This is a genomic window from Mycoplana ramosa (assembly GCF_041930185.1).
Taxonomy (GTDB): domain Bacteria; phylum Pseudomonadota; class Alphaproteobacteria; order Rhizobiales; family Rhizobiaceae; genus Mycoplana; species Mycoplana ramosa.
In genome coordinates, this window is the sequence record NZ_JBHEEW010000010.1 from 1 (window position 1) to 25,090 (window position 25,090).

The 25,090-nt window shown below is 63.0% G+C and carries 20 protein-coding genes, 3 tRNA genes and 1 riboswitch; of the genes, 7 read left to right on the top strand and 16 right to left on the bottom strand.

What is annotated here, in order from left to right; all coding sequences use genetic code 11:
- Positions 1-758, bottom strand: a 758-nt coding sequence (locus tag JNC62_RS13810; RefSeq protein WP_374839597.1) for an elongation factor Tu, incomplete at its 3' end; no start/stop codon positions are given.
- A gap of 808 nt (positions 759-1,566) precedes the next feature.
- On the opposite strand from JNC62_RS13810, the gene JNC62_RS13815 reads away from it, so the two are divergent.
- Positions 1,567-2,907: a polysaccharide pyruvyl transferase family protein gene (locus JNC62_RS13815; protein ID WP_374839598.1), complete on the top strand. Its 1,341-nt coding sequence runs from the start codon at positions 1,567-1,569 to the stop codon at positions 2,905-2,907.
- Here JNC62_RS13815 and JNC62_RS13820 read toward each other — a convergent pair.
- Positions 2,896-2,969 (bottom strand) — tRNA-Gly (locus JNC62_RS13820). The genes JNC62_RS13815 and JNC62_RS13820 overlap by 12 nt on opposite strands.
- Before the next feature lie 24 nt (positions 2,970-2,993).
- Positions 2,994-3,078: transfer RNA gene (locus JNC62_RS13825), tRNA-Tyr, on the bottom strand.
- Positions 3,079-3,294: 216 nt separating this feature from the next.
- Between JNC62_RS13825 and rlmB the strand changes: the two genes are divergently transcribed.
- Complete coding sequence (gene rlmB / locus JNC62_RS13830) at positions 3,295-4,170, top strand: 23S rRNA (guanosine(2251)-2'-O)-methyltransferase RlmB (protein ID WP_374839599.1); 876 nt, start codon at positions 3,295-3,297, stop codon at positions 4,168-4,170.
- Positions 4,171-4,227: 57 nt separating this feature from the next.
- On the opposite strand, the gene JNC62_RS13835 is transcribed toward rlmB, so the two are convergent.
- Together JNC62_RS13835 and JNC62_RS13840 are read right to left on the bottom strand one after the other, a co-directional pair.
- Positions 4,228-4,506 carry a hypothetical protein gene (locus JNC62_RS13835; RefSeq protein ID WP_374839600.1) on the bottom strand — a complete coding sequence of 93 codons (279 nt, stop codon included), beginning with the start codon at positions 4,504-4,506 and terminating at the stop codon, positions 4,228-4,230.
- Between the two features lie 185 nt (positions 4,507-4,691).
- Positions 4,692-5,315 carry an FMN-dependent NADH-azoreductase gene (locus JNC62_RS13840; protein ID WP_374839601.1) on the bottom strand — a complete coding sequence of 208 codons (624 nt, stop codon included), beginning with the start codon at positions 5,313-5,315 and terminating at the stop codon, positions 4,692-4,694.
- Positions 5,316-5,453: 138 nt separating this feature from the next.
- On the opposite strand from JNC62_RS13840, the gene JNC62_RS13845 reads away from it, so the two are divergent.
- The 3 genes from JNC62_RS13845 (at position 5,454) to JNC62_RS13855 (ending at position 7,448) form a co-directional block, all read left to right on the top strand.
- Positions 5,454-6,401, top strand: coding sequence for a LysR family transcriptional regulator (locus tag JNC62_RS13845; RefSeq protein WP_374839602.1), 948 nt, complete (start codon positions 5,454-5,456; stop codon positions 6,399-6,401).
- A 51-nt stretch (positions 6,402-6,452) separates the two neighbouring features.
- Positions 6,453-6,528 (top strand) — tRNA-Thr (locus JNC62_RS13850).
- A 413-nt stretch (positions 6,529-6,941) separates the two neighbouring features.
- Entirely contained in the window at positions 6,942-7,448 is a 507-nt protein-coding gene (locus JNC62_RS13855; RefSeq protein WP_374839603.1) for a GreA/GreB family elongation factor, read from the top strand.
- 195 nt (positions 7,449-7,643) lie between these two features.
- Here JNC62_RS13855 and JNC62_RS13860 read toward each other — a convergent pair whose 3' ends face one another.
- On the bottom strand, positions 7,644-8,789 hold the full coding sequence (locus JNC62_RS13860) for a phytanoyl-CoA dioxygenase family protein (protein ID WP_374839604.1): 1,146 nt from the start codon (positions 8,787-8,789) through the stop codon (positions 7,644-7,646).
- Positions 8,790-8,941: 152 nt separating this feature from the next.
- On the opposite strand from JNC62_RS13860, the gene JNC62_RS13865 reads away from it, so the two are divergent.
- Complete coding sequence (locus JNC62_RS13865) at positions 8,942-9,940, top strand: DUF2865 domain-containing protein (RefSeq protein ID WP_374839605.1); 999 nt, start codon at positions 8,942-8,944, stop codon at positions 9,938-9,940.
- A 7-nt stretch (positions 9,941-9,947) separates the two neighbouring features.
- Here the strand turns inward: JNC62_RS13865 and bluB are convergent, their stop codons facing one another.
- The 4 genes from bluB to JNC62_RS13885 all read right to left on the bottom strand — a co-directional run bounded on the left by bluB (position 9,948) and on the right by JNC62_RS13885 (position 15,165).
- Entirely contained in the window at positions 9,948-10,634 is a 687-nt protein-coding gene (bluB, locus tag JNC62_RS13870; protein ID WP_374839606.1) for a 5,6-dimethylbenzimidazole synthase, read from the bottom strand.
- A 45-nt stretch (positions 10,635-10,679) separates the two neighbouring features.
- Positions 10,680-10,937: riboswitch (cobalamin riboswitch) on the bottom strand.
- 11 nt (positions 10,938-10,948) lie between these two features.
- Complete coding sequence (locus JNC62_RS13875; protein WP_374839607.1) at positions 10,949-12,487, bottom strand: diguanylate cyclase domain-containing protein; 1,539 nt, start codon at positions 12,485-12,487, stop codon at positions 10,949-10,951.
- A gap of 160 nt (positions 12,488-12,647) precedes the next feature.
- A complete protein-coding gene (locus JNC62_RS13880) occupies positions 12,648-13,472 on the bottom strand; it encodes a TolB family protein (RefSeq protein ID WP_374839608.1) in 825 nt (274 codons plus the stop codon).
- Between the two features lie 16 nt (positions 13,473-13,488).
- Complete coding sequence (locus JNC62_RS13885) at positions 13,489-15,165, bottom strand: NAD+ synthase (RefSeq protein WP_374839609.1); 1,677 nt, start codon at positions 15,163-15,165, stop codon at positions 13,489-13,491.
- Between the two features lie 246 nt (positions 15,166-15,411).
- Between JNC62_RS13885 and JNC62_RS13890 the strand changes: the two genes are divergently transcribed.
- Positions 15,412-17,340, top strand: coding sequence for an LTA synthase family protein (locus tag JNC62_RS13890; RefSeq protein WP_374839610.1), 1,929 nt, complete (start codon positions 15,412-15,414; stop codon positions 17,338-17,340).
- Positions 17,341-17,474: 134 nt separating this feature from the next.
- Here JNC62_RS13890 and mgrA read toward each other — a convergent pair whose 3' ends face one another.
- The 6 genes from mgrA to ccoG form a co-directional block, all read right to left on the bottom strand.
- Positions 17,475-18,506, bottom strand: coding sequence for an L-glyceraldehyde 3-phosphate reductase (gene mgrA / locus JNC62_RS13895; protein ID WP_374839611.1), 1,032 nt, complete (start codon positions 18,504-18,506; stop codon positions 17,475-17,477).
- Positions 18,507-18,701: 195 nt separating this feature from the next.
- Positions 18,702-20,138, bottom strand: coding sequence for an NADP-dependent phosphogluconate dehydrogenase (gene gnd, locus JNC62_RS13900; RefSeq protein WP_374839612.1), 1,437 nt, complete (start codon positions 20,136-20,138; stop codon positions 18,702-18,704).
- Positions 20,139-20,317: 179 nt separating this feature from the next.
- Positions 20,318-20,500 carry a cbb3-type cytochrome oxidase assembly protein CcoS gene (gene ccoS, locus JNC62_RS13905; protein ID WP_374839613.1) on the bottom strand — a complete coding sequence of 61 codons (183 nt, stop codon included), beginning with the start codon at positions 20,498-20,500 and terminating at the stop codon, positions 20,318-20,320.
- A complete protein-coding gene (locus tag JNC62_RS13910) occupies positions 20,497-22,806 on the bottom strand; it encodes a cation-translocating P-type ATPase (RefSeq protein WP_374839614.1) in 2,310 nt (769 codons plus the stop codon). The genes ccoS and JNC62_RS13910 overlap by 4 nt, the downstream gene beginning before the upstream one ends.
- The gene (locus JNC62_RS13915; protein WP_374839615.1) at positions 22,803-23,306 is read right to left on the bottom strand and encodes a FixH family protein; all 504 of its coding nucleotides are present in this window, start codon (positions 23,304-23,306) and stop codon (positions 22,803-22,805) included. The genes JNC62_RS13910 and JNC62_RS13915 overlap by 4 nt, the downstream gene beginning before the upstream one ends.
- Positions 23,303-24,889 (bottom strand): cytochrome c oxidase accessory protein CcoG, encoded by a 1,587-nt coding sequence (gene ccoG, locus JNC62_RS13920; RefSeq protein WP_374839616.1) that lies wholly within the window; start codon positions 24,887-24,889, stop codon positions 23,303-23,305. Before ccoG ends, JNC62_RS13915 begins: the two co-directional genes overlap by 4 nt.
- Positions 24,890-25,090: the final 201 nt, after the last annotated feature.

The window sequence follows — 25,090 nt, forward strand, 5'->3', positions numbered from 1 at the left end:
CAGGTCGTCTTCGTCGTCGGACGGATGCCGACGATCTCGATTTCCTCACCGACCTTGACGATGCCGCGCTCGACGCGACCGGTCACAACCGTGCCACGGCCGGAGATCGAGAACACGTCTTCGATCGGCATCAGGAACGGCTGGTCGATCGGACGCTCCGGCGTCGGGATGTACTCGTCGACGGCGGCCATCAGCGCGCGGATCGCGTTCTCGCCGATTTCCTTGTTCGTGTCTTCCAGAGCGGCCAGCGCCGAGCCCTTGACGACGGGGATGTCGTCGCCCGGGAATTCATAGGACGACAGCAGCTCGCGCACTTCCAGCTCGACGAGCTCGAGCAGCTCGGCGTCGTCAACCTGGTCGACCTTGTTGAGGAACACGACGATCGCCGGAACGCCGACCTGGCGGGCGAGCAGGATGTGCTCGCGCGTCTGCGGCATCGGGCCGTCGGCAGCCGAAACGACGAGGATCGCGCCGTCCATCTGGGCCGCACCGGTGATCATGTTCTTGACGTAGTCGGCGTGGCCGGGGCAGTCGACGTGGGCGTAGTGACGGTTCGGCGTCTCGTATTCGACGTGGGCCGTCGAGATGGTGATGCCGCGCGCCTTCTCTTCCGGAGCCGCGTCGATCTGGTCATACGCCTTGAACTCGCCGAAGAACTTCGTGATCGCCGCCGTCGTCGACGTCTTGCCGTGGTCGACGTGGCCGATCGTGCCGATGTTTACGTGAGGCTTGGTGCGCTCAAACTTACCTTTTGCCATTTCATTCTTCCTGTAAACGAAACTTGGGCTTAACCGGCCCTTCCGGTTTGGCAGCCGTTTAAGGCTTTCGCAAGGAATGCGCAAGCCTTAAATACATGGGCTAAGCGGGCGCCCACGCGACGGATGGTTGCCTGGGTTGCTAGCGCCACCACCAAACTTTGCCACAAACGGCATGTAGCACTTAGCACGGTCATTCATAGGCTTGAGAAATTCTTTTTATTATTCGAATTAACGCAGCAGACAGCAGCACACGCCCTCTGCCTCCCCGATTGCTTGTCACGCGTTTCCACCCGCGAAAGACGCTCAGATCTTCCCTTGTTTTGAGTGCCAACTCGACCTGATCGAGAGATCGAGAAACATCAAGCGGATCAGCACACTTCCGCGCAACCGCTTCCAGCAATTCCGCGACACTGGCTATCGGTTTCGCTCTTCGACCGCGACATCGGCGTGGCGATCGGAGCGGAAGGTCAACTGGTGCGACGCAGGTCCGGCAAACACAGGCTCGCACTGCGATCGGCATGGGCTCGAGGGTTACAGGTCGAGATCCGGATTGATTCATGTCCGATGGCTGCACGGACAAATGCAGCGACCGGGTCGCGCCCTCGCGGAAGCGTTGGCTACATCGCTGGAACAAAAACTCCGAGTTGACCCCAGAAGATCGAACATCGAGAACTGAAACTTGCTTATGCCGCATGGCAAATCCGGTCCTGTTTACGTGCATTTAAAAGTATGGCGCGTAAGAACGATTCCCAAGGCATACCCTTGCCAAGATATAATTTATTGGAGCGACGAAAGGATCATTGCGGTTATGATCAGAGCGATCTCCTCTTTTCATTGGCGTGCAGCCAAAATCTACCGCACGAGAAACAAACGCAAGTTCGCATCCCATCTTGTAAAGTCGGTCATCAACAAGCCGCAGAACGATGCAAGGCTTCGTCGAGCCGCCGCGCTTCTGGTCAAAGAGAAAATGTATGACGATGCATTGCACCTTTGTGAGCAGTTGCTGGACCGCGACGTTGCGCAGTATTGGGCAACCTACAAAAGCTTCGTCGAAGAATTGTCCGTGCACCGGAATACGGAAGGTTGCATAAAGGTCGCGTTGTTCAATGATACCGATTTCAGGGTCAACATTGGCTGCCGCTTGACAAGCCAGGGCCTTAAGCAAGCGATACTCCGGACATTTCCCGATGCGGCAATAACCTCCATCGGATTTGACTTTGCCGCCTTTCGCAAGAAGTACGGGGCGAGCGTTGTGAGGGAGCCCGAGGCGACGGCTCTGCAAGAACGCCTGGTGCATGCCTATGGTCAAACCGCGTTTGACACCATTGTCGCGTCGGATTTCATCCTTCTGCAGCCTGAAGGTTCGCTTGACGATGAGACGTCACTGGAAGGACTCGCGACCTTTTTCACGCCGGTCATGGTCGCCCGAGGGCTCGGAAAACCTTATGCGGTTCTCAACGGCACAATACCGATCTATCGGGATGAGCGGGACGACTATTTGCACCAGTTGTTCAAATCGCTGCGGTTCGTGGCGGCTCGAGACAAAATCTCCGCAAAGCATCACGGCATGACATTCTTGCCCGATGCCGCTTTCCTTCGGATAGCACCAGATGCTGTCGGCCCCCGTGACGGATGCTTGATCACGACAGGCGCGCGCAACGACAGTGGAGAGGATATTCGAATCTTCGAGTCCGCCCTTGCCGCCTGTGATTCCCTTTCGTTGCGACCCGTCGTCCTTACACGCGCTGCAGACCGTTTTGCCACTTTCGAAAACGAGGTGATTTCCAGGGGGGGCATCTTCGCCGAAACAGCCAGCATTGAAATGGCCGCCGATATCATTTCGCGGTGCCGCCTGCACATTGGCGGCCGCTATCACATGGCGATCCTCAGCACACTGTGCCGCGTTCCCAGTCTGCTATTCGATGTCAGGACCCACAAGAACCAGTGGTTGGCGCAGCATTCCCCTCTTGTTCGCCTCGTTGATCCGGAATCGGACATCGCCGCCACGGCGGAGACCTGGCTGCTACACCGCACCCAAGCCCACACTAGCGGGTCGGATGGTTACGAAACTTTTCTCAGAGACGCCTATGGCATGGACCAGATGTCTTGGGGGCGCGGGAAGGCGAAATCTTCGAACTGGAGCGGGTAGCGGGAATCGAACCCGCGTATTCAGCTTGGAAGGCTGCTGCTCTACCATTGAGCTATACCCGCGGCGTTCGATCCGTACCAACAGAATGGTGGAGGGAGCTGGATTTGAACCAGCGTAGGCATAGCCAACGGATTTACAGTCCGTCCCCTTTAACCACTCGGGCATCCCTCCATGTTTCTGTCGGGATCAAGCGACCAAGCATTTTGAGATCCAGGAGCGGTTCCGGCCGGAGCAAGGCGCCCCCTCGATCTGCGCCGCGTATATGACCGGCCCGTTTCATCCTGTCAACACGATGTTTTGGAAAAAGTTGGGAAAAACAAATTCGCAACGACGATACCAAAGCGATCATTGGATTTGCGGAATTCGCGCCGACGGCTATAAGGCGGCATGAGCAAAGATGATGCAGGCGGCCGCAGCGCCAGGGACACCCACTATGCCAATCTTCGCCGTGCGCACCGCGACCAGCGGCGCGAGCGTGGCGAGATTCCGACGCCGAAGGACGACCATCGCCGCAAGAAGGCGGAAGGCTGGAAAGCCCCGGCCTTGGGCCCCGATCAGGTCTTCCTCTATGGCCTGCACACCGTGCGCGCCGCTCTCGACAATCCCGAGCGCCACATCATCAAGCTGTCGGTGACGCAGAATGCCGCTCAGCGCCTTGATCTGCCCGATCCGACGACCCTGCCCTATCCGGTCGAAACCGTGCTGCCGTCCGACATCGACAAGGTGCTCGGCCCCGAGGCCATCCACCAGGGGGTGATGCTGGAGACCCGACCGCTCCCCGTCCGCCGGCTGGGTGCACTCAAGGAAAGCCCGCTGATCCTGGTGCTCGATCAGGTCACCGATCCGCACAATGTCGGCGCGATCCTGCGCACCGCCGTCGCCTTCGGCGCCGGCGCGGTGATCACCACCATGCGCCATTCGCCGACCGAATCGGGCGTGCTTGCGAAATCGGCCTCCGGCGCCCTGGAACTGATCCCCTACATCCAGGTCACCAATCTGGCCGAGGCGATGGAGGAGCTGCACGCCCTCGGCTTCTATTCGGTCGGGCTCGATTCCGAAGGCCCGCAGCCGTTCGAAGCGACGCTTTCGGGGGACAAGGTCGCGCTGGTGCTCGGCTCGGAGGGCAAGGGGTTGCGGCAGAAGACCCGGGCGACCTGCAAGGCGCTGGCCCGCCTCGATATGCCGGGCGCCATCAAGTCGCTGAACGTCTCCAACGCCGCAGCGATCGCCCTCTACGCAGCCCGGCAATATCTGGTGAAGTAACCGGCCGGCAGTCCCCACCCCGCGCAGCGCGTCCGGCGGGTCCGATCAAAGGCACAGTCACAGCGCGGCCGGAAGCCGCTGCATCAGGTGACCGCCCGCCGCGACCGGACAACTGTCCTGGACCTTCTTCCAGTTAGGCACGTTCAGCGCCATCTCGCACCGGGCGAGATAGCGGCGCCCGTCGACATTCAGGCAGACGAGCGAGCCGAGTTGATGCCTGCTGCCGTCGCGATTGCGGCAGGTGCACAGGGTACCGTTCAGCCCGCCCGCCGCTGCGATGTCCATCGGCCACGCGAGCAGGACCAAAAGCACCGTCAAGCACGTCACCGGCGGCATCGGTCACATCTCCGCTGCACCCTCCAAATTTCAAGTCTATGCCCTTTTTCGCCGCTGTCGAGATGCCGCGCCCGCGCCGGTGGCCGGGCGGCATGCAGGCGCGCAAAGGACTGGCATGCCGGGGATAATGCAAAGCCCGCCGGACAGACTGGTCCGGCGGGTCCGCGGGTGTTCGGCGCATTGCCTTAGCTGGCGAGCTTCAGATTGCCGAAGCCGGCAATGGTCTGTTCAGCCGAGGCGATGGCGGCGGCCTTGGAAGCGGCGCTGAGGTTGAGGCCCTCGGCGCGGACGAACTCCAGTTCCGTGACCCCGATAAAGCCCAGCACCGTGCTGAGGTAGCTTTCCTGATGGTCCATCGCCGCCGCCGGGCCGCTGCTGTAGTGGCCACCGCGCGTGGACGCGACGATGACCTTCTTGCCCTTCGCCAGCCCTTCCGGACCGTTTTCCGTGTAGCGGAACGTCTTGCCGGCGACGGCGATGCGGTCGATCCAGGCCTTCAGCTGGCTCGGAAGGGCGAAATTGTACATCGGCGCGCCGATGACGACCATGTCGGCGGCCAGAAACTCTTCTAGCACGGCAGCGCTTGCGGCCAGGTCGGCGGAAACCTGGCTGTCGAGGTCTTCCGGTCTCGCGTTGGCGGCCATCAGATGGGCACCCGTCAGGTGTGGCAGCGGATCGGCGACAAGGTCGCGGTAGGTGATCCTGGCGGCGGGATGGTCGGCAACAACCTGTGTGACGATCGCCGCGGTCAGGCGACGGGACACGGAATGATCTGCGAGAATTCCCGAATCGATATGAAGAAGGTTCATGGCGTGGCACCTTTGATTGGAGGTTTGGTGCCTCCAATATGCGTTATAGACAATCGCCGGATTAGACGCCGGAAAACCGATTGACTGTTTCCTGAGGGAAACAATAATGCCGGCTTTACCGCCGAACCGGACCTTTCCATGCAGGACCTCAACGATCTCGTGCTGTTTGCCGCCGTTGTGAAGCACAAGGGCTTCACCGCGGCCGCGATCGCACTTGGCATGCCGAAATCGAAGATCAGCAAGCGCGTCGCCCATCTGGAGGAGCAACTGGGCGTGCGGCTGCTCGAGCGATCCACGCGCAAGCTGCGCGTGACCGACATCGGCGAGGCTTTCTACCAACGCTGCGAAACCATCCTCGCCGGCGTCGAGGAGGCCGAAACCGTTGTCGCCGCGGCCAAGTCCGAGCCGGCCGGCGCCGTTCGTCTTGCCATGCCGCTCGGCTTTGCGCCGATGCTGGCCGACATTCTGCCCCTGTTCCTGAAGCGATATCCGCAGGTACGGCTGTCGATCCTGACGACAAACCGGCCGATCGACCTGATCGAGGAACGGATCGACGTGGCGCTGAGGGTGCGGGCCAGCTACGAGGGCGACCAGTCGATCGTCGTGCGAAAGTTCGCCGATACGCGCCAATACCTGGCCGCCAGCCCGGCCTTCGTGGCCCGGCACGGGCCGATCACGCTCGAAAGCCTCTCCCGTTTGCCGACCATCGCCATGCAGGAGCAGCCGGTCCGGGCGATCTGGACGCTTGTCGATGCGGACGGCGGCTTCCGCGACGTCGCGCACAATCCGGTCCTGTCCTGCATCGATTTCAGCGTTCTCGAAAGGGCGGTGATCGAAGGACTTGGCGTCGGACTGCTGCCGGACCGGATCGCCGAGCGCGGCTTCAACAGCGGCGTCCTCGAACCGGTGCTGCCGGAATGGGCCTCGCCGCAGTCGTCGATCCATGCCGCCTTCACCTCCCGCCACGGCATGCTGCCGGCGGTGCGGGCGCTCATCGACTTCCTCGCCGAAAACCTGCCGCGCTCGATGGCCGACTGCAAACACGTCATCCCGCGCCCGGCCGGAACGGATGACTGGACGATCTGACGGTTTTTTTCCTTTACAGCCGGGCCAAATATGCTAACTCCGTCCCGGTGTGCCCTTATAGCTCAGTTGGTAGAGCACCTGATTTGTAATCAGGGGGTCCCGGGTTCGAGTCCTGGTGGGGGCACCATATAATTCATTGTCCAGCCCGCACAGATCGGCAACAGAACGTGCCTGAGACAGGGTGACTGCCCCCTTCATGGCGCCAGTCTCTTCGCTCCGCCAGTCCGTTGCTTGACTTTTCATGCCGCCGAACCGATCCTGCCACCCGGGCAAGCTTAGCGCCCAGGTTGTGAGGATTGGCTGATGGCGTCCTACACGTGTCACCGACGCACCTCGGCAGGGATCGCCCTGCCCCGGCTTGGCACCCCTCTTTCTTCACCGGTCCACCGACGCCGTCTCCGCTTCATTCATCATGCGGGTAGCTTGATCACGGGCTCGTAGCCCCTGGCGCGGCCGCCGCGACCAGGGGAAAAATTTCACCGACTTGGACCTCGTTTGGGCCGGAGCGCAATATCGCTGCCGGCGAAGGAGAGATTTCAGATGCCCGTGGAACCGATCAGCTGCAAACTCACCGCCAATGACATGGCGATCCTGGAAACCATTCTCGAACGCCTGCCCGATGCGAGCGATCCGCTCGCCGTCCTGCTTCGAGCAAAATTGACGGTCGCCGACGTCTACAGCAGCGGTGAGATCCCGCCCGACGTCGTGACAATCAATAGCCGCGTGACCTACAGACTGGAGGGATACAGCCCTCACACCGTGGTGATCGTCCAGGCGGAGCTTCCCTCCGAGGCCGTTCCGCACGCGCTGTCGATTCACGACCCGCTCGGTTTGGCACTTCTCGGACTTTCGGAAGGTGATGCTGCAGCCGTCATGACGGACGACGGGTGGCCACGAACCGTCATTGTCGAGAAAGTGGTGCCCCGCTCGGACCACCATCGCAGGGAGCCTGCGGAAGCCGCGCGCATCATCTCATTTCCGACCCGGGCGATTCCGGTACCCTTCGACAGAAACAATGGCGACGACCCGGGACCCAGTGCCGCTTGAGGCGCGCCGCGATCTTTGCGCTTCGCCTGTCGCCCTTTCGGTGCTTGTCTTTGGCGTGTCTCCCGAAAGCGCTTCTCCGGTTCGGGAGACATGCTGCATCTGTCCGGGCCTGTTGTCACACCGATCGGTCGGCTGCAGGGGATTTTGACGGTGTCCGCGCAGGCGGCATGGTTCGGCGCGTGCCTGCGACAGCCTTTATTTCCGCTTCAAACGCTTGGACCACTCCAGCGCCTTGCCGAAACCGGCCGGTGCCCACGGAGAGCCTTTCAGGCCGAGCTTGCCGCGGAGCCTCATGCCGCCGATGATCAGCCGATTGACGCGGGACTTGACGAAGGAAAGCGACGCGATGTGCATGCCGGTGACCGGCAGGTAAGGGTTGCGGCGCAGCGACCCGTAAATTTCGACCCGCGTCGTTTCCTTGTAGCTCGGGCAGCGCGCGTGGAAGCCGTGCGTGTCGGCGACGATCAGCGTGTTCGCTTTCACCACCATTTTCACCGGCTGGCCGTAGCCGAGTGCCGCCAACTCCTCCGGCATGATCCGCAGCGAGCCACGCGCGGAGTATTTGTTCTCGATCGTGTCGGCGTTCTCGCTGATGCGCTGTTCCCAGGCCATGCGCTGGGGCGTGATCTTGTGCGAACCCGGCACGTACGAGAACGGACCGTCGTCCTCGCCCACGTCCTTGAGGAAAAGCCAGCCCTTGGCGGTGGGCTGGAAGGTATCGCTGTGCAGCGCCGTCTGCGGGTCGGATGCGGCTTCCTTGGAGGGTGTCGAAGGCAGCGCCATCACCACCTGGACGACGAGCAGCGGCTGGCCATCGTGCGAGGAGACGTAACGCAGCAGGTTCGACATGCGAGGATCATTGCGCGCTGCCTTGAACCCCGGCAACCGCTCCAGATCGCTGTCGTCGATCAGGGCGCGGCGGGTGACCGTGGTTCCCTGCAGCATGTCGTAGCGTTCGAAATCGCTGTTTTCCAGTTCCGCCGTGACTTTGGCAAAAACCTCGGGCGGCAGGAAATTCTCTATCCGGACGAAGCCGTTCTCCTCGTATTCGCGTCGCTGCTCGGGCGTGACGAGATGCGCGAGCGACTTGCGCCGCCGGTCCGCCATATCCATCGCCAGTGCGACGCGCTTCGCGTGCAGGCCCATCCTGTTCAGCGTCTTGCTGCCGATAATCGGATTGTCGGCAAAGGATTTGGCACCCGATGCGAGCTGGAGGGCGTAGAACGGACTCAGCAGGACGGAAGAGAGGCGCATACAAAACCTATAGGTGTGGACGCAATCGGATAAGTGCACTTTGCTACACCATGGGCCGGGTGAGATCAATTCCGCGCGCCGGCCCAAAACCTGATATCAGCTCTCCTTCGGCGCCGTCGTGGCGATTAATCACATTTGCATGAGCGCGTTGCGCCGGCGCTCCTGCACCCTATGATGATGTCGTGCCAGCAATTTTCCTGTCCGGAGTGGCCGCAGTGTTCTTGTGCTCGCGCCGATCGATGGTTCTGGCGACCTCCGCCCTCATGCTCGCCACGGCCGCATCGGCTCGGGCAGACGACCTCTGCGCAGACCTTCGATCGCGTCTTGCGACCGTCGCGATCGTGGAAACCATTGGTGACATCGCTACCGCTTCCAGCGCCGTCACCGAGCAGAATGATCAGTTGCAGAGGGCGAGAGCCAGTCTGCGGCAGCTTGGCTGCAGCATCGGCAGCATCAAGGTCTACCGGACGTCGACCGCCCGCCAATGCAGCGAGCTCGCCTCCTCCGTCGAACGAATGGAACGCAACCTCAGGGCGATCGAGGCAGGGCGAAGCGCACTCGCGTCGTCGGAAAACAGGCAGGAGGCCCGGGCCCGTATCCTTGCGGAGATCGAAGCCGAGGGTTGCGACGGCGTCGACGACGCGGGCACGACGCCGGCAAGCCAGGCGACAGAAACGCCCTCACCCGATGGCGAATTCCCGCTTGACGGTCTGGCAACCCGCTCCGCAACCGGCGGGGGCGCGGGCGGCAGGTTGCGCACGGTTTGCGTCCGAACCTGCGACGGAGGCTTCTTCCCCGTAACCTCGGGCGCGTCCCCGCTCGATTTCCGGCGAGACCAGAGGGTCTGCGCCAGTTTGTGCCCACATACGCAGACCGAACTCTACTACCAGGCGCTCGATTCGATCGACGACGGCGAGATGGTTTCCACCGTCACCGGCAGGCTCTACAGACAACTGCCCGCCGCCTTCGCCTATCGCACACGCGGCCTGCCGAAGTCGCAAGCCTGTGGCTGCGGCCGCCTTGCCTACAAAAGCACCGCGACGGGGACCGGGATCGTCAAGGAGAGCGCCGGCTCGGTCACGACGATCCGCATGCATCCGGTGGGCAGCGACGCCTCCCAAAAGGTCGTGATCGAACGTCCTTACGATCCGGAAAAGGACAAGGTCCGCAATGTCGGTCCCGTCTTCCTGCCGGACGAACCCAGGATCGATCTGCGCAACCCTGCGGGCGCAAACTGAGCCGTCCTTACCGCGGCTTTCCCCACCGCTCGGCATAAACGAGCTCCTCCAGCGGCAATCGTTGCCGCCAGCCCTTCAGCGCGAGTTCCGGTTCGCGGTAGAGCTGGTCGACGAAACCGAGGCAAAGCCAGGCGACGATTTCGACCCGCTCGGGAATGCCCAGCAGCGCACGAATATCCGCATCGTGGAAGATGCTGACCCAGCCCACGCCGACGCCCTCTGCCCGTGCTGCAAGCCAGAGGTTCTGTACCGCGCACACGGTCGAGTACACGTCCATGCGCGGATTGTGGGTGCGGCCGAGCACCACCGCCCCGCCGCGGTCCGGATCACAGGTCACGCAGATGCTGACCGGGGCCTTCCGGATACCCTCAAGCTTGAGCGAGCGGTAAAGCGACTGGCGCTCACCGGCAAACATCACCGCCGCCTCCTCGTTGGCGCGCTCGAATGCCCGGTGGGCTTGCGCCCGCACCGCCGGGTCGCGAATGACGATGAAGTTCCACGGCTGCATGAAACCGACCGAGGGCGCCAGATGCGCCGCACCAAGCAAACGCTCGAGCAGGTCTTCGGGCAGCGGCTCCGGCAGGAACTGGTCGCGCACATCGCGGCGTGTTTCGATCGCGCGGTATACGGCCGCCCGTTCGGCGGGCGAAAAGGGCTGTGCGTGGACGAGATCGTCCTTCGGCGAAGGGTGCATCGTCATCTCCCCAACAATGCATGAAACCGTCCGCCGTCCGTGCGGGTCGGTCTATCTCGCCAGGCCGGTCTTCTGACTCCGGTTCCTCCGGCCGCGCCGCCTTCCCGGTTAAAGCACCAGTGGCGATCGGAAGGTTTGAACCTTCCGGGTTTGGCCGTCCCCGTCACAGCGTTGGGCACGTTTCGGCTTCGAGGCTAACGGTTGCCGTTCGCTCTGTGCTCAGAACGAACGTGCGGCTTCAGCCCCACCGAATTCCCGATTCTCCCCTGCTCGCGCAGGGGCACCTGACGGACGATACTTGCGCACGTCGTTGGCTAGGATGCAAGGCCACCGCCGACACTCAGGTGTCGCGCGCAGGAAAATTCGATCTCCCTTCCCGCGTTGTCCTGATCGGGCGCCGCAAACACGGCGCGGTTGCGGCCGCCGTTCTTGGCGGTATAGAGCGCCGTATCGGCAACCACCATGAGATCGTGCACGGTCCGGCCGTGGTCGGGGTAAACAGCGATGCCAGCGCTGCTGCCGACACCCAGAAGCTGTCCATCGAAGGGAATTGGTATCTGTGCGTCGCGCACCAGACCGTTGCCAAGGTCGAAGAGAGCCTGCCGGTCGGTGATGCCGGGAAGCAGCACTGCGAACTCGTCGCCACCCAGGCGCGCAACGATGCCCTTGTTGTTGAGCCTGACAAGGAACCGGTTGGCGATCGCCCTGAGCACGGCGTCGCCCGCGGCATGGCCGTATCGATCATTGACGGCCTTGAACTGATCGAGGTCAATCGCGAAGACGGCAAATGGTTGGGCGCCCTTGTCGAGCAGATCCTTCATGGCACCGTCAAAGCCGGAACGGTTGAGCAAGCCGGTCAGGGCGTCGTGGCGGGCGAGATAGGCGTTTTGCGATTCGCTTCGCTCCAGGGCCCGCACAAGCGAGGCAAACTTCAGCGCGACGAAACCCATGACCACGACGAAGATCGCAACCAATGCGGTGATCTGCGGGATCGCCATCGACCAGACGAACGAGCCAGGACGGTTCGGGCGCCAGGAGGCCGCCATCGGGTTGAAGGCGTCGCCGCCGACGCCGGTGAGCAAGAGGTCGCGATCCTCGGTCGTGATCGGCGAAAAGCCGAGTTCGCGGATTCCCAGGCGCTGCTCGGAATTCGCCAGCATCTTGGCCGTGATCGGCTTGACGGTCACCAACAGCACCGGCTTCTTGCGCTCATCCGGAATGAAAAGCCTTTTGGGCACGACGGACTGCACGACGATAATGCTCATCGTTCCGTCGATCATCCGCATCCCGGTAACGTTGATCTGCGCCAATGTCGGCGACAACATGCCGCTGCTTTCGGACGACTTTGCGAGAAGCCAGCCGTCGCGCGTACGGCGGAGCGCCGCATAGTAGGCTCCTTCGGCGCGTTTGGTCAGGTCACTGACCCAATAGAGCAATTGGTCGGCATCCTGCGGCCGGACCACGTGCCGGTTATGGACAGCCAGGACCGTCTCTTCGCCTGGCTTTGTGAACACCATCCAGGAGAACCCGAAATCGCTCCAGAGCCAGTCGCGCAACTCCCTGCGGATGAACTCGTCGCTGAACGAGCCGTCGGCCAGCTCATCGAAGCTCCGGTCCCACACGGACATGCCGCTCTGGTAGAGCACGACCTGTTCGATCTGCTGGCGGAACTCGTTCTTGACCAGCGTCTTTTCCGAGGTCGCGACAAACTCGTTTGCCTGCCGGATCGAGTAATCGAGCACCATGAAATTGGCGGACGCGAACAGGGCGACGATCACCATCGCCGCAAGACCGATCATGATCTTGACGCTGCTCCGGCGCCCAACCGGACCCTCAGCCCCAGCATTCGCCATGTCTTTCCCCACCGACATGCTGGCGGTCTACATTGCCGCCTTGTGCGTTTTATCGTGGCACGTTGACGCAAAAGCGGGAAAATTCCCTTAAGCGGCCTGGTTTCCGAAAGGTTAAGCCGGCCGGGATCGGACGTCGACATGCGCTCGCGCCGCGAGCACGTCAATCGGCAGGCCCGTAGCGCACAAAGGCGAACTGGTCGCCATCGGGTGACCAGTTCGGCACATTCATCGTTCCCTGCCCGCCGAGCAATTCGAACAGCACACGATCGTTTCGTCCGTCAGCGTCCATCAACCGGAGGCGAACGCGCTGGTCACGGGGATGGTCCAGCACGTCGGCATGATAGGAAAGCACGAGCAGATGCCGCCCGTCCGGAGACGGATGCGGGAACCAGTCCGCCCATGGGCTGTCGGTGATCCGCGTGACATGGCGACCGTCCGGCCGAACGCACCAGATCTGCATGCGCCCGCTCCGGCTCGAATTGAAGTAGATGCGACCATCGACCGACCAGTCCGGTCCGTCGTTGCGCCCTTCGCCGAAGGTCAGCCGCTCCTCCTCGCCGCCGTCGACCGAAATCGTGTAGATATCAAAGAGGTCGTCCCTGATGCCGCAATAGCAGATCTGCCTCCCGTCCGGCGACCAGCCGTGCCAATAGGATGGCAACCCTGGCGTGACGAGCCTCGGCACGCCTCCGTCGGCAGGCAAAATATAGATGGCCGACTTGCCGAATTCCGTCTTGTCGCAGATGGCCAGCCAACGCCCGTCCGGCGACAGGCCGTGGTCGTTGTTGCAGCGGATTGCAAATCCCGTATCGATCGGCACGGGCGGACTGCCGTCGAGCGGCAGCCGGTAGAGCCGGCCGTCGCCATTGATGACGAGTGATCGGCCGTCGCGGGAGAAATTCGGTGCCTCCACCAGTTGGTCGGTCTGCCAGACGACGCGCGTCAGTCCTGTCCTGATGTTGTGTATCTCGACGGAACTGCGCATCGTCGTCACCCTTGCCCTATCGGTCGCGGAACCGGTTGGTGATCGGATAGCGCCGATCGCGACCGAAGTTCTTCTTCGTGATCTTCACGCCCGGCGCCGACTGCCGGCGCTTGTATTCGGCAATGTAGAGCAGATGCTCGACCCGATGCACGGTTGCTTCGTCATGGCCGCGTGCGACGATCTCTTCGGTGCTCATCTCATTTTCCACAAGGCACTCCAGGATGTCGTCGAGCACCGGATAGGGCGGCAGGGAATCCTGGTCGGTCTGGTTCGGCCGCAATTCCGCGGAAGGGGCCTTCTCGATGATGTTGCGCGGAATCACCTCGCCGGAGGGGCCGAGCGCACCCGGCGGCACCGAGCCGTTTCGCCAACGCGACAAGGCGTAGACCTGCATCTTGTAGAGATCCTTGATCGGATTGAACCCCCCGTTCATATCACCGTAGAGGGTCGCATAGCCGACGGACATCTCGGACTTGTTGCCGGTCGTGACCACCATCGAGCCGAACTTGTTCGAGATCGCCATCAGGATGGTGCCGCGTGCGCGGCTCTGCAGGTTCTCCTCGGTAATGCCCGCCTCGGTGCCCTCGAACATGTCGGACAGCGCGTCCATGAAGCCGACGACGGGCGCTTCGATGGGGACGATGTCATAGCGGCAGCCCAGTGCCCGTGCGCAGGCCGCCGCATCGCTCAGCGACTCCTGCGAGGTGTAGCGGTAAGGCAGCATCACGCAGCGCACGCGCTCCTCCCCCAGCGCATCGACGGCGAGCGCGGCACAGATCGCTGAGTCGATGCCGCCGGACAGTCCGAGCACCACATTCTTGAAGCCGTTCTTGTTGACGTAGTCGCGGAACCCCAGCATGCAGGCACGGTAGTCCGCCTCCTCCTGCTCGGGCAGTTTCGACATCGGCCCACCGTGACAGCGCCAGGTGCCGTTCTCCTTCTTCCACGTGACGAGCGCGATCGCCTCCTCGAACTGGCTCATCTGGAAGGCAAGCGACTTGTCGGCGTTGAGGCCAAAGCTCGCACCGTCGAACACAAGTTCGTCCTGTCCGCCGAGCTGGTTGGCAAAGACCATTGGCAGGCCGGTCTCGATCACCTGCCGCAGCGCCACCTGATGGCGCACGTCCACCTTGCCGCGATAGTAGGGCGAACCGTTCGGAACGAGCAGGATCTCCGCGCCACTTTCTGCCAGCGTCTCGCATACGCCCATGTCGTTCCAGATCTCCTCGCAGATCGGAATGCCGAGCCGGACGCCGCGGAAGTTGACCGGACCGGGCATGGCGCCTTCGACAAACACACGCTTTTCGTCGAACTCGCCGTAGTTCGGCAGGTCGAGCTTGTCGCGGAAGACGAGAATGCGCCCGCCATCGAGGACGGCGACGGAATTGAGCCGGCCGGTCACACCCTGCCGGGGAAAGCCGACGACGACGCCGGGACCGCCATCGGCGGTATCGGCCGCGAGCGCATCGACGGCCGCATGGCATGCCTTGAGGAAGGCCGGCTTCAGAACGAGGTCCTCCGGCGGATAGCCGGAAATGAAGAGCTCGGTCAAAAGCAGCAGATCCGCGCCCTGGCGAGCGGCATCGGCGCGCGCCTCGCGCGCTTTCGCCAGGTTTCCGGCTATGTCGCCGACCGTCGGATTGAGTTGCGCGACCGCAATGCGGAGCGTCGTCCTGTTGTTGTTCTCGTTCATCTCTGCCCTCGATCCCGCCGCCCCGGCGTGGTCACGACGGGCGGCCTCAAGACGTTGTTTAAAGGATCATCGGCCGTTTGAAAATGAACGGTTTCCGTTTCGCAAGCGCGCGAGGCGAAGCGGTTGGATCGCGCGATCCGCAGGGCGGAGAGCCCCCCGCCGGCGCTGTCTCGACTATTCATCCCCTGTTCAAAATGACAGCGATATGACAGAGAGACGACACTTTTATGAAGCCTGGAGTAGCGCGTGACCCTTGTAAGTTCTGCCGTCGCGGCAACCGCCGTCGAAAAGGGGTTTGCCGTCGACACAGGTCATCCCACCCGCGTCGCAAAGACGATGGCGGCGCTGGGCTCAGTTGGCCTGACACTGCTGCTCGCCGTCTTGACCGTCGCCGCCGTCGAACTGATCACGCGCAATTCGGCCACTGCAACGGTAACCTTCCTGACGACCTATGCGCAGCCCGGATGGACCACTTGCGGCCTTTTCCTTCTCGCCTTTCTCGGTTTTGACGCGCTGATCGGCCGCCAGCACAAGGCGGTGCTGGTTCTGGCTCCGGTAGCGGTCCTGCTCGCCTTCATCTCCGAGCAGAAGCAGATCTTCCTCACCGATCCGCTCTATCCCACCGATCTGCTGTTCGGCCGTCAGATCATGGAACTGATGCCGGCGCTCGTTCGCGATCGGCCCTGGACGGCTGCGGCTGTCGCCATCGGGACCCTTGCCGCCATCGCCGCGCTGATCTCGGTCTGGGTTTTTGCCTGGAAGCGATTTCGGCCGCTGAGCCTGAAGGAGCGCGCCCTGCGGTTGGCGATCGCCGTTCCATTGCTGACAGGCTTCTCCTCGATCATGGACTACAACCAGTTTTCCTGGGTCAGAGATCGCCTCAACGTCTTCCCGATCATGTGGGACCAGGCGGAAAACTACCGCCACAACGGCTTCATGCTCGCCTTTGCGATCAACCTGCCGATGGCGAACGTCAAGGCGCCCGCGGGCTACTCGGCCGACGCGATCGACCATATTCAGCAGGAGCCGCTCCCGGCGGGCACCACGCACCGCAGCAAGCCCGACGTCATCGTGGTCATGAGCGAATCGCTCTGGGATCCGACGCGCCTGACGAGCCTGAAATTTACCCCTGACCCGATGCCGGTCATCCGCGAGAACACATCCGGCGCCGTCTTTTCTCCCGAGTTCGGCGGGCTGACGGCGAACGTGGAATTCGAGGCGCTGACCGGTTTCTCCAATGCCTTCCTGCCGACCGGTAGCATTCCCTACCAGCAGTATGTCCGCGATCCGATTCCCTCGCTGGCGACCTTCTTCCGCGGCGAGGGCTACACGGCGCGTGCCATTCATCCCTTCGCCGGCTGGTTCTGGAACCGCACCTCCGTCTACAAGTCCTTTGGCTTCGAGACCTTCCGCACCGAGGAAACGATGCCGGTCATGACCAAGCGCGGGATCTTCGCCTCCGACGAGTCGCTGACGAAGGAGCTGATCCGCCAGGCCGATGCGCAGGAGGATCCGTTCTTCTTCTTCACGGTCACGCTCCAGGGACACGGGCCTTACGAACCGGACCGCTATGCGAAGAACACGATCAAGGTCGAAGGCAACCTGCCCTTTGGCGACCGGCAGGCGCTGTCCACTTACGCGCAAGGCGTGAAGGAGGCGGATGACAGCCTGAAGATGCTGATGGACTGGGCGCGCAGCCGAGACCGCGAGACGATCATCGTCGTCTTCGGCGACCACCTGCCGCCGCTGAACACCGTCTACACGGCGAGCGGTTACATGAACAATGTCACCGCTTCCCGCCGCGGTTCGGTCGAGCAGATGAAGCAGGAGCACGAAACCCCGTTGATCGTCTGGTCGAACAAGACCGGCGTGAAGGAGGACATCGGCACCATCAGCCCGGCGCTGCTGCCCTACCACATCCTGACACAGGCGGGGTTCGAGCACCCCTACTACACCGGCTTTCTCGGCCGCGTTCAGAAACAGTACGACGTCATCGACCGCTACCAGTTGATCGGCGATGATGGCAAGGCGACGCCCGACTGGGCGCGCAAGAAAACCATCGACCCGCTCATTCGCGACTATCGGCTCCTGCAGCACGACATCCTGTTCGGCAAGCGCCGTGGTCTGGAGCGCTTCTTCCCCTCCCATGCGGGCGTCATTGGCGCGACGTCGTGACACAGCGAGCCTGATCAGATGCATGAAACCCCTCGTCTCCCTTGGGAAACGAGGGGTTTCTGATTCCGCCGCTTCCGGCGCGCCGGTTTCCGACCGGGTCGGGGGGGGGGGGGAACGCCTGAGAGGTCCTTGGCTTATTCGAGTTCGGCGGACCGGGCCCAAAGGTTGATGTGGGCCTCGCGCGCGTAACCGTCGATTTCCGCCAATTCCTCTGCGGTGAAATCAGGACGGTCCAGCGCCCTGACGCAATCGACGATCTGGCTGGCACGGCTCGCGCCGATCAGCGCCGAGCTCACGCGGCCGCCGCGCAGAACCCAGGCGATCGCCATCTGCGCCAGGTTCTGGCCGCGGCGTTCGGCAATTTCGTTGAGCTTGCGGACGTTGTCGATGATCTCCGGGCGGATGAAATCCTTCTTCAGGAAATGGTTCTGTGCCGCGCGGCTGTCGCCGGGAATGCCGCCGAGATATTTGGTTGTCAGCATGCCCTGCGCGAGCGGGGAGAAGACGATGGAACCGATGCCGATCTCGTCGAGCGTGTCGAGCAGGCCGTCGCGCTCGACCCAGCGATTGAGCATCGAATAGCTCGGCTGGTGGATCAGGCAGGGCGTTCCGAGCCCCTTCAGGATCGCCGCCGCCTCGCGGGTGCGCTGCGCATTGTAGGAGGAAATGCCGACATACAGCGCACGCCCCGAACGGACGATGTGGTCGAGCGCGGCACAGGTTTCCTCCAGCGGCGTGTCGGGGTCGAAGCGGTGCGAGTAGAAGATGTCGACATAGTCGAGGCCCATGCGCTTCAGGCTCTGGTCGCACGAGGCGATCAGATACTTACGGCTGCCCCATTCGCCATAGGGACCGGGCCACATGTCGTAACCCGCCTTGGAGGAAATGATCAGTTCGTCGCGCAGGCCGGCAAAATCGGTGCGGAGGATTTCGCCGAACGCGGTTTCGGCCGAACCGGGCGGCGGCCCGTAATTGTTGGCGAGGTCGAAATGGGTGATGCCGAGGTCGAAGGCCGTCCGGCACATCTCGAGCTTCCGCTCATGCGGCGTGTCGTCGCCGAAATTGTGCCACAGGCCGAGCGAGACGGCCGGCAGCTTGAGGCCGGAGCGTCCGACGCGGTTGTACTTCATGGTATCGTAGCGATTTTCAGCAGGCTGCCAGGCCATCATGCACTCCCTGATTTTATATCACCAATGGATACCTTCACCCCGGCCCCTCTCACAAGGGGCAACTGCAGGCTGAGCTCCGCTTAAGGTCCGCACCAGACACGATTGAAAGCGCGGTGCGACCGGTTTCCCGCGGACCCGAAATGCAGAATTGAAAGGGCCAGCGCCACCGTGCAGGCCCGCCGGAACGATCGATCAGGCCCCGGTCCCAAGCCCGCTGCCCCACGGGCCGTGGTGGCTGTCGGCCCCATCGATGCGATCGAAACCATGCGCGCCGAAGAAGTCACGCTGGGCCTGGATGAGGTTCGCCGTGCCGCGACCGCGGCGATAACTGTCGAAGTAGCCGAGCGCCGACGCGAGCGCCGGCACGGGAAGGCCGCCGAGAACCGCCGTCGAAACGACGCGACGCAGCGCAGCATCGGTCTCCTTGAGCATGGCGGCAAACGCCGGCGTGACGATCAGGTTGACCGCGTCGGGGTTCTTGGTAAACGCGGTGGTGATCTCGTCGAGGAACTGCGAGCGGATGATGCAACCGGCCCGCCAGATCCTGGCGATCGTCGGCATCGGCAGGTTCCACTTGTACTCCTTCGACGCGGCCGCCATCACGGCGAAGCCTTGCGCATAGGCACCGATCTTGGCGGCCAGCAATGCGAGCTCAAGATCCTTGATGAACGCTGCCCTGTCGGAAACGGATAGCGGCGCCACCGGCGGGAGGCCAAGCACCTTCTCCGCCGCCTCGCGCTCGCCCTTCATCGAGGATATGCCGCGCGCGGCAACGGCCGCCTCGATCGCCGTTGCGGGAACACCCAGGTTCTGCGCCTCGATGACGGACCACTTACCGGTGCCCTTCTGGCCGGCCTGATCGAGGATGACGTCGACGATCGGCTTGCCACTGATGGGATCGGCGGCCTGCAGAACCTTCGCGGTGATCTCGATCAGGTAGGAGTTCAGCCGCCCCTTGTTCCAGTCGGCGAAGACTTCGCCGATCTCGCCGGCGCTCATCTTCAGCCCATCGCGCAGGATGCCGTAGATTTCCGCAATCATCTGCATGTCGGCATATTCGATGCCGTTGTGGATCGTCTTGACGAAATGACCCGCGCCGTTCTCGCCGAGCCAGGCCACACACGGCTCGCCGTTGTACTGCGCGGCGATCGACGTCAGCACCTTTTCGACGCGCTTCCACGACCCCTCCGTACCCCCGACCATGATCGAGGGGCCATGGCGCGCCCCTTCCTCGCCCCCGGAAACCCCCATGCCGATGAAGGTGAGGCCGGTGTCCTTCAGGGCATCGAAGCGGCGCATCGTGTCGCGGAAGTTGGCGTTCCCGGCGTCGATCAGGATATCGTTCTTCTCCAGATACGGCCTCAGCTGCTGCATCTGCTGATCGACCGGGTCGCCGGCCTTGATCATGATGATGATCGGCCGCGGCGGCCGGATGGCGGCGACGAACTCCTCGATCGTGTCGCAGGGCACGATGTTGTCCCTCAGCGCCCCGGCCTCCCGGTAGAATTCGTGGGTCCGGGCGACGGTGCGGTTGAAGACCGCGACCTTGTTGCCCTTTTCGGCGATGTTGAGCGCCAGATTCGATCCCATGACGCCGAGACCGATCAAACCGATTTCCGCCTGTGCCACCGTCTTACCTCCGCATAAAAAAGGACGCATCGCCGGGTGCCGAGACACCCTTGGCAACGCGAAAGCTAGTTTTCCCGAAGCGCGGCGAGCGATGGAGCCTGCCGAACTTCGGCAGATTGGTTTTGGCATTCAAATCGATTTACGACAAGGACAAGCTTGCGGTCATGCCGGGACGGGCCTCACGCCCGCCCGTCGTCCGGCCGTTCTCCATGGCCCGTCGAGGCGTCTCCATCGTCGAGAACACGCCAGGCCGCACCGTCCAGATCTTCGTACTGGCCGCTCTTGATCGACCACAGAAAGGCCGCAAGACCAAGCCCGCCGAGAGAAAGCGCAATCGGGATCAGATAGACCAGCGTACTCATGCGGGCCTTGCCATTCCGGCCGAGGGGACCGGCTTGACGACATTGTCTGTCGTCGCCGGCGCCTTGCTTCTCAGCCTCAACGAGTTCGCCACGACGATGATCGATGAAGTCGACATGGCGACGGCGGCAATGAGCGGTGTGGCATGGCCAAGGATCGCGATCGGAACCGCGATGACGTTGTAGCCGATCGCCAGGGCAAAGTTCTGCCGGATCAGGCGGCTGGCCTTGCGCGCCATCTCCAGCGCAAAGGAAACCGCGTCGAGCCCGCTGTGCAGGAAGACGAGGTCCGCCGCCTGTCGGCCGATGTCAGCGGCGGTCGCCGGCGCCATCGAGACGTGCGCGGCCGACAGCGCCGGGGCATCGTTGATGCCGTCGCCGACCATCAGCACCTTGCGGCCGGATTGGGCACACGTGGTCACCGCCTCCGTCTTGTCGCGCGGTGCGAGCGCGGCGCGCCACCGCTCGACGCCCAGCATCGAGGCGACCCGCTCGACCGACGCAGGCCGGTCGCCGGACAGGATGCCGACTTCGACTCCCTGGCTGCGCAACCGGTCTAGCGCGTCCCGCGCGCCCGGACGGAGCCGGTCCTCGAAGCTGTAGGTCTCGAGGAGCCGCCCATCCAGTGACAGAACGACCTCGGACGTCGCCGTTCCGTCCTCCCCGTCATCGGCACCGCCGCAGGCAAAGGCACGATTGCCAAGCCGGTAGGTTCCTTCGGCGGCCACCGCCTCAAGCCCGCAGCCGGGTATCTCCGTGACGGCCTGGAACTGCGGCAAGGGTCCGGTGTAGGCGGCGGCCAGCGCGGCCGACAACGGGTGGCGCGAATGCCCGCCGATCGCCGCGGCGATGGCGAACGGCTGTGCCACCGGACGTCTCCCCTCGTTGACTTCAATGGCGGTCGTGCGGCCCACCATTCTCGGCGTCCCCATGGTCAGCGTTCCGGTCTTGTCGAACAGCGCGGTGTCGATTTCGGCAAGCCGCTCCATCGCCGAACCGTCCTTGACCATGACGCCATTGCTGAACAGGCGGCCAGCGGCGACGACCTGCACGACCGGCACGGCAAGACCGAGCGCGCACGGGCAGGTAATGATCAGCACGGCGACCGCAACGAGCATCGCATGCTTCCAGTCGCCGTCGTAGAAACCCCAGCAGAAGAACGAAACGAGGGCGAGCAGGTGCACGACCGGCGAATAGTAGGCGGCGGCACGATCGGCAAGGCGACGATAGCGGGCCCGCCCGCCTTCGGCGGCCTCCATCAGGCCGATCACCTCGGCAAGGAAGGATTCGCGTGCCACCGCGGTCGCCTCGACCACGAGCGCGCCGGTGAGGTTCATGACGCCAGCTTCGAGCTCGGTGCCGGGGCGCGCCATGACCGGTGCACTTTCGCCGCTGACGAGCGACCGGTCGACGTCGCTCGTCCCCGAGACGACGCGCGCATCGACGGCGATCCGCTCACCGGCGGCCACCGAAAGCCGGTCACCGACCGCAATCTCCTCGACCGGGCGGTATTCCCGTGCACCGTTCGCCGTTATCACCATGGCCCCGCGCGGCGACAGCCGGGCAAGGCCTGTGATTGCGGAGCGGGCGCGATCACGCATGACGTGATCGAGCGTGCGGCCGATCAGCAGGAAGAACAGCAGCGTGACCGTCGCGTCGAACCAGGCATGCTCGGCGTGATGGATCGTCTCCCACAGCGAGACGAAATAGGACAAGGTGACGGCGAGCGAGATCGGCACGTCCATGTTGGTGCGGCCATGCTTCAGGGCGCTCCAGGCGGAACGGAAGAAGAAGCGGCCGGCATAGAGCAGCACCGGACCGGCGATAAAGGCCGAAATCCAGTGGAACATGTCCCGGGTCGAGGCTTCGGCGCCTGACCAGACGGACACGGACAGCAGCATGATATTCATGGCTGCAAAGCCCGACACCGCCACAGCCCGTATCAGTTGGTTGCGCAACTCATCGTCGCCGGCAAGCGGAGCCGTGAACAGATGCGCATCATATCCGGTTGCGGCAATTGCGTTCACGATCGCCTCGGGATCGAAGCCTTCGCCTGCGCGCCAGCGCACCGTCACGCGTTTCGCCGTCAGGTTGACACGTGCGCTTTCGATTTCTGCCAGGGCCGTCAGTGCGTTCTCAATCGTCATGATGCAAGCGCCGCAATGCACCCCAGGAACGCTCAGGTCCGTCTGGCGCAGCCCCTCGCCGAGATCGCGGCTTGCAAGCAGGAGTTCCCCCGCCGACGGCGCGGCCGCTAAGGCCGCCGTGCCATCCAGGGCGCCTTCGGTGCCCGGCGCGCAGCAACTCATGGCGTCTCTCCCGCAACGACAAGACGGATCGTCTGATGAAAGATCGTTTCGCCGCCCCGAACGGTGGTGATGTCAGCGATCCACTGACCGCCTGCCATATCCCGCTTGGCAGCGTAGTTGCCCCCACCGGCTTCGACAAGGGTCAACTGGAAATCCTCCCGTTCGTCGACGGGGCGCTTGAACGTAACCGTGACGGCATCGGCTGCCACCGGGGCGCCCGCGGCGTCGCGCAGTTGATAGCTGACGCGGCCGTCGGCAATCTGGAGAGAGCCCGCCAGCCCACTGGCCGCAAAGGCTTTTGCTTCCGCCACCTTGCCGTTGAACTGCTGGCTGGCAACGTAGGTATTTTGCACCACGAGACCGCTCCAGCTGCTGACCGCGTTCCACGCCATTACGAGGTTGACGGCGATGATCGTGCCGAAGAACAGCAGCATCACACCCAGCATATGCCACCCGGTGAATGTGAACGGCGCCTTTGGTGTCTTCGCAGCCCGGCTCATCGCTTACCTCCTGGAACATTGAAGTTGGCTTCATAGGCGCTGTGCTCGTTGCCCGGCCGGTCTTCGGCCACGAGCCGGAACCCGTCGGCCGCTTCGGCGCTAGATTCCTTCGGCAGCGTTACGAACACCTTCAGCGCCGTCACCTTGTCCGGCAATGCCGGGATGTTGAATTGACGGCCATCGGGGCTCTCGTGGCCGGCAATGCGCATCGTCGCATTCGGCATCCCCTCGATCGAGAGTGAGATGATGCGCGGCTCCGGGATCATGTTCAGAAGCTTGACCTCGTAGCCGTTGCGGATCGATCCGTCCGATTCGAGCACATATTGCGGATTTCGATCATGAATGACATTCAGCCCGAGCCGGTCGCGCGAAACAAGCGCGAAGATCAGCCCCAGACCCGCAAGCGACCAGACCACGAGGTAGAAGATCGTGCGGGGGCGGAAGATCACATGCCAGTCGAAGTGGCGCACCTTGTCCGACAGGGTGCCGTCCGACTGGTTGCGAACGCGCGCGGGATCAATCGGTCCCGCACCGCCACCGGTGGCGAGCGCCATGTTGCCCATGTAGTCCGAAAGGGTGGCATAGGCGATCAGCCCGCGCTCCTTGCCGAGCTTGTCCATGACGCTGTCGCAGGCATCGATGCAAAGGGCGCAGGTGATGCATTCCAGCTGCTGTCCGTCGCGAATGTCGATTCCCATCGGGCAGACCGCGACGCAGGCGTTGCAGTCGACGCAGTCGCCGACGCTTTCTCCGGCCGCAATCGCCTTCTTGGCGTGGCGCGAGCGCGGCTCGCCACGCCAGTCGTTGTATGTGACGACCAGGGAATTCTCGTCCACCATTGCGGCCTGGATGCGCGGCCAGGGGCACATGTAGGTGCAGACCTGCTCGCGCATCAGTCCGCCGAAAACGTAGGTCGTCGCGGTCAGCACGGCGACGGTGATATAGGCGACGGGCGGTGCCTCGAAGGTGAGGAAGCTCTTGAGCAGTTGGGGTGCGTCGGCGAAGTAGAAGATCCAGGCACCACCGGTGGCAACCGCGATGGCAAGCCAGGTGACGTGCTTGGCAACCCGCTTGCGCAGCTTCTCAAACGTCCAGGGACCGGCATCGAGCTTGATCCGCGCATTGCGGTCGCCCTCGATCGCCCGCTCGACGACGAGGAACAGATCGACCCATACGGTTTGCGGGCAGGCATAGCCGCACCAGGCGCGCCCGACTGCCGAGGTGACCAGGAAGAGACCGAAGCCCGCCATCACAAGCAGACCGGCCACGAAGAAGAACTCCTGCGGCCATATCTCGATGAAGAAGAAGTAGAAGCGCCGATTGGCCAGGTCGACCAGCACCGCCTGATCCGGTGCATGGGCGCCGCGATCCCACCGGATCCAGGGTGTCAGGTAGTAGATGCCGAGCGTCACCAGCATCACGATCCACTTGAACTGCCGGAACCGGCCCTCCGCGCGCTTTGGAAAAATCTTCCGCCGCTTCTCGTAGAGAGGCTTTCGGTATTTCGCAGAATTGACCGCCTCGGCCTCGAGTTGCTCGATGGCGGGTTCCGTCTTGGTTTCCAGGGCGTTGTAAATGTTCATCGAGCGGCACCGTCCTTCGGCAACCTTGTGCGCCCCGTATCCTGAGGCCTCCTTGACTTAAATCAACTATTACGGTCGCGGCGGCCGAAGTGGCATGCGACAAATCCGCCGCGGACGGAACCGCTGGCGGCTGCGACCGCCATCCCGCCTTGTGGGAACTTTGCGGCTGCATCCGATATCCGCAGGCTTCGTCTGCGTGAG

Excerpts from the sequence above, each read along its gene's own strand:
- JNC62_RS13815 (WP_374839598.1), top strand. The coding sequence starts at position 1,567 with ATGATCAGAGCGATCTCCTCTTTTCATTGGCGTGCAGCCAAAATCTAC.
- rlmB (WP_374839599.1), top strand. The coding sequence starts at position 3,295 with ATGAGCAAAGATGATGCAGGCGGCCGCAGCGCCAGGGACACCCACTAT.
- JNC62_RS13835 (WP_374839600.1), bottom strand. The coding sequence starts at position 4,506 with ATGCCGCCGGTGACGTGCTTGACGGTGCTTTTGGTCCTGCTCGCGTGG.
- JNC62_RS13840 (WP_374839601.1), bottom strand. The coding sequence starts at position 5,315 with ATGAACCTTCTTCATATCGATTCGGGAATTCTCGCAGATCATTCCGTG.
- JNC62_RS13845 (WP_374839602.1), top strand. The coding sequence starts at position 5,454 with ATGCAGGACCTCAACGATCTCGTGCTGTTTGCCGCCGTTGTGAAGCAC.
- JNC62_RS13855 (WP_374839603.1), top strand. The coding sequence starts at position 6,942 with ATGCCCGTGGAACCGATCAGCTGCAAACTCACCGCCAATGACATGGCG.
- JNC62_RS13865 (WP_374839605.1), top strand. The coding sequence starts at position 8,942 with ATGGTTCTGGCGACCTCCGCCCTCATGCTCGCCACGGCCGCATCGGCT.
- bluB (WP_374839606.1), bottom strand. The coding sequence starts at position 10,634 with ATGCACCCTTCGCCGAAGGACGATCTCGTCCACGCACAGCCCTTTTCG.
- JNC62_RS13875 (WP_374839607.1), bottom strand. The coding sequence starts at position 12,487 with ATGGCGAATGCTGGGGCTGAGGGTCCGGTTGGGCGCCGGAGCAGCGTC.
- JNC62_RS13880 (WP_374839608.1), bottom strand. The coding sequence starts at position 13,472 with ATGCGCAGTTCCGTCGAGATACACAACATCAGGACAGGACTGACGCGC.
- JNC62_RS13885 (WP_374839609.1), bottom strand. The coding sequence starts at position 15,165 with ATGAACGAGAACAACAACAGGACGACGCTCCGCATTGCGGTCGCGCAA.
- mgrA (WP_374839611.1), bottom strand. The coding sequence starts at position 18,506 with ATGGCCTGGCAGCCTGCTGAAAATCGCTACGATACCATGAAGTACAAC.
- ccoS (WP_374839613.1), bottom strand. The coding sequence starts at position 20,500 with ATGAGTACGCTGGTCTATCTGATCCCGATTGCGCTTTCTCTCGGCGGG.
- JNC62_RS13910 (WP_374839614.1), bottom strand. The coding sequence starts at position 22,806 with ATGAGTTGCTGCGCGCCGGGCACCGAAGGCGCCCTGGATGGCACGGCG.
- JNC62_RS13915 (WP_374839615.1), bottom strand. The coding sequence starts at position 23,306 with ATGAGCCGGGCTGCGAAGACACCAAAGGCGCCGTTCACATTCACCGGG.
- ccoG (WP_374839616.1), bottom strand. The coding sequence starts at position 24,889 with ATGAACATTTACAACGCCCTGGAAACCAAGACGGAACCCGCCATCGAG.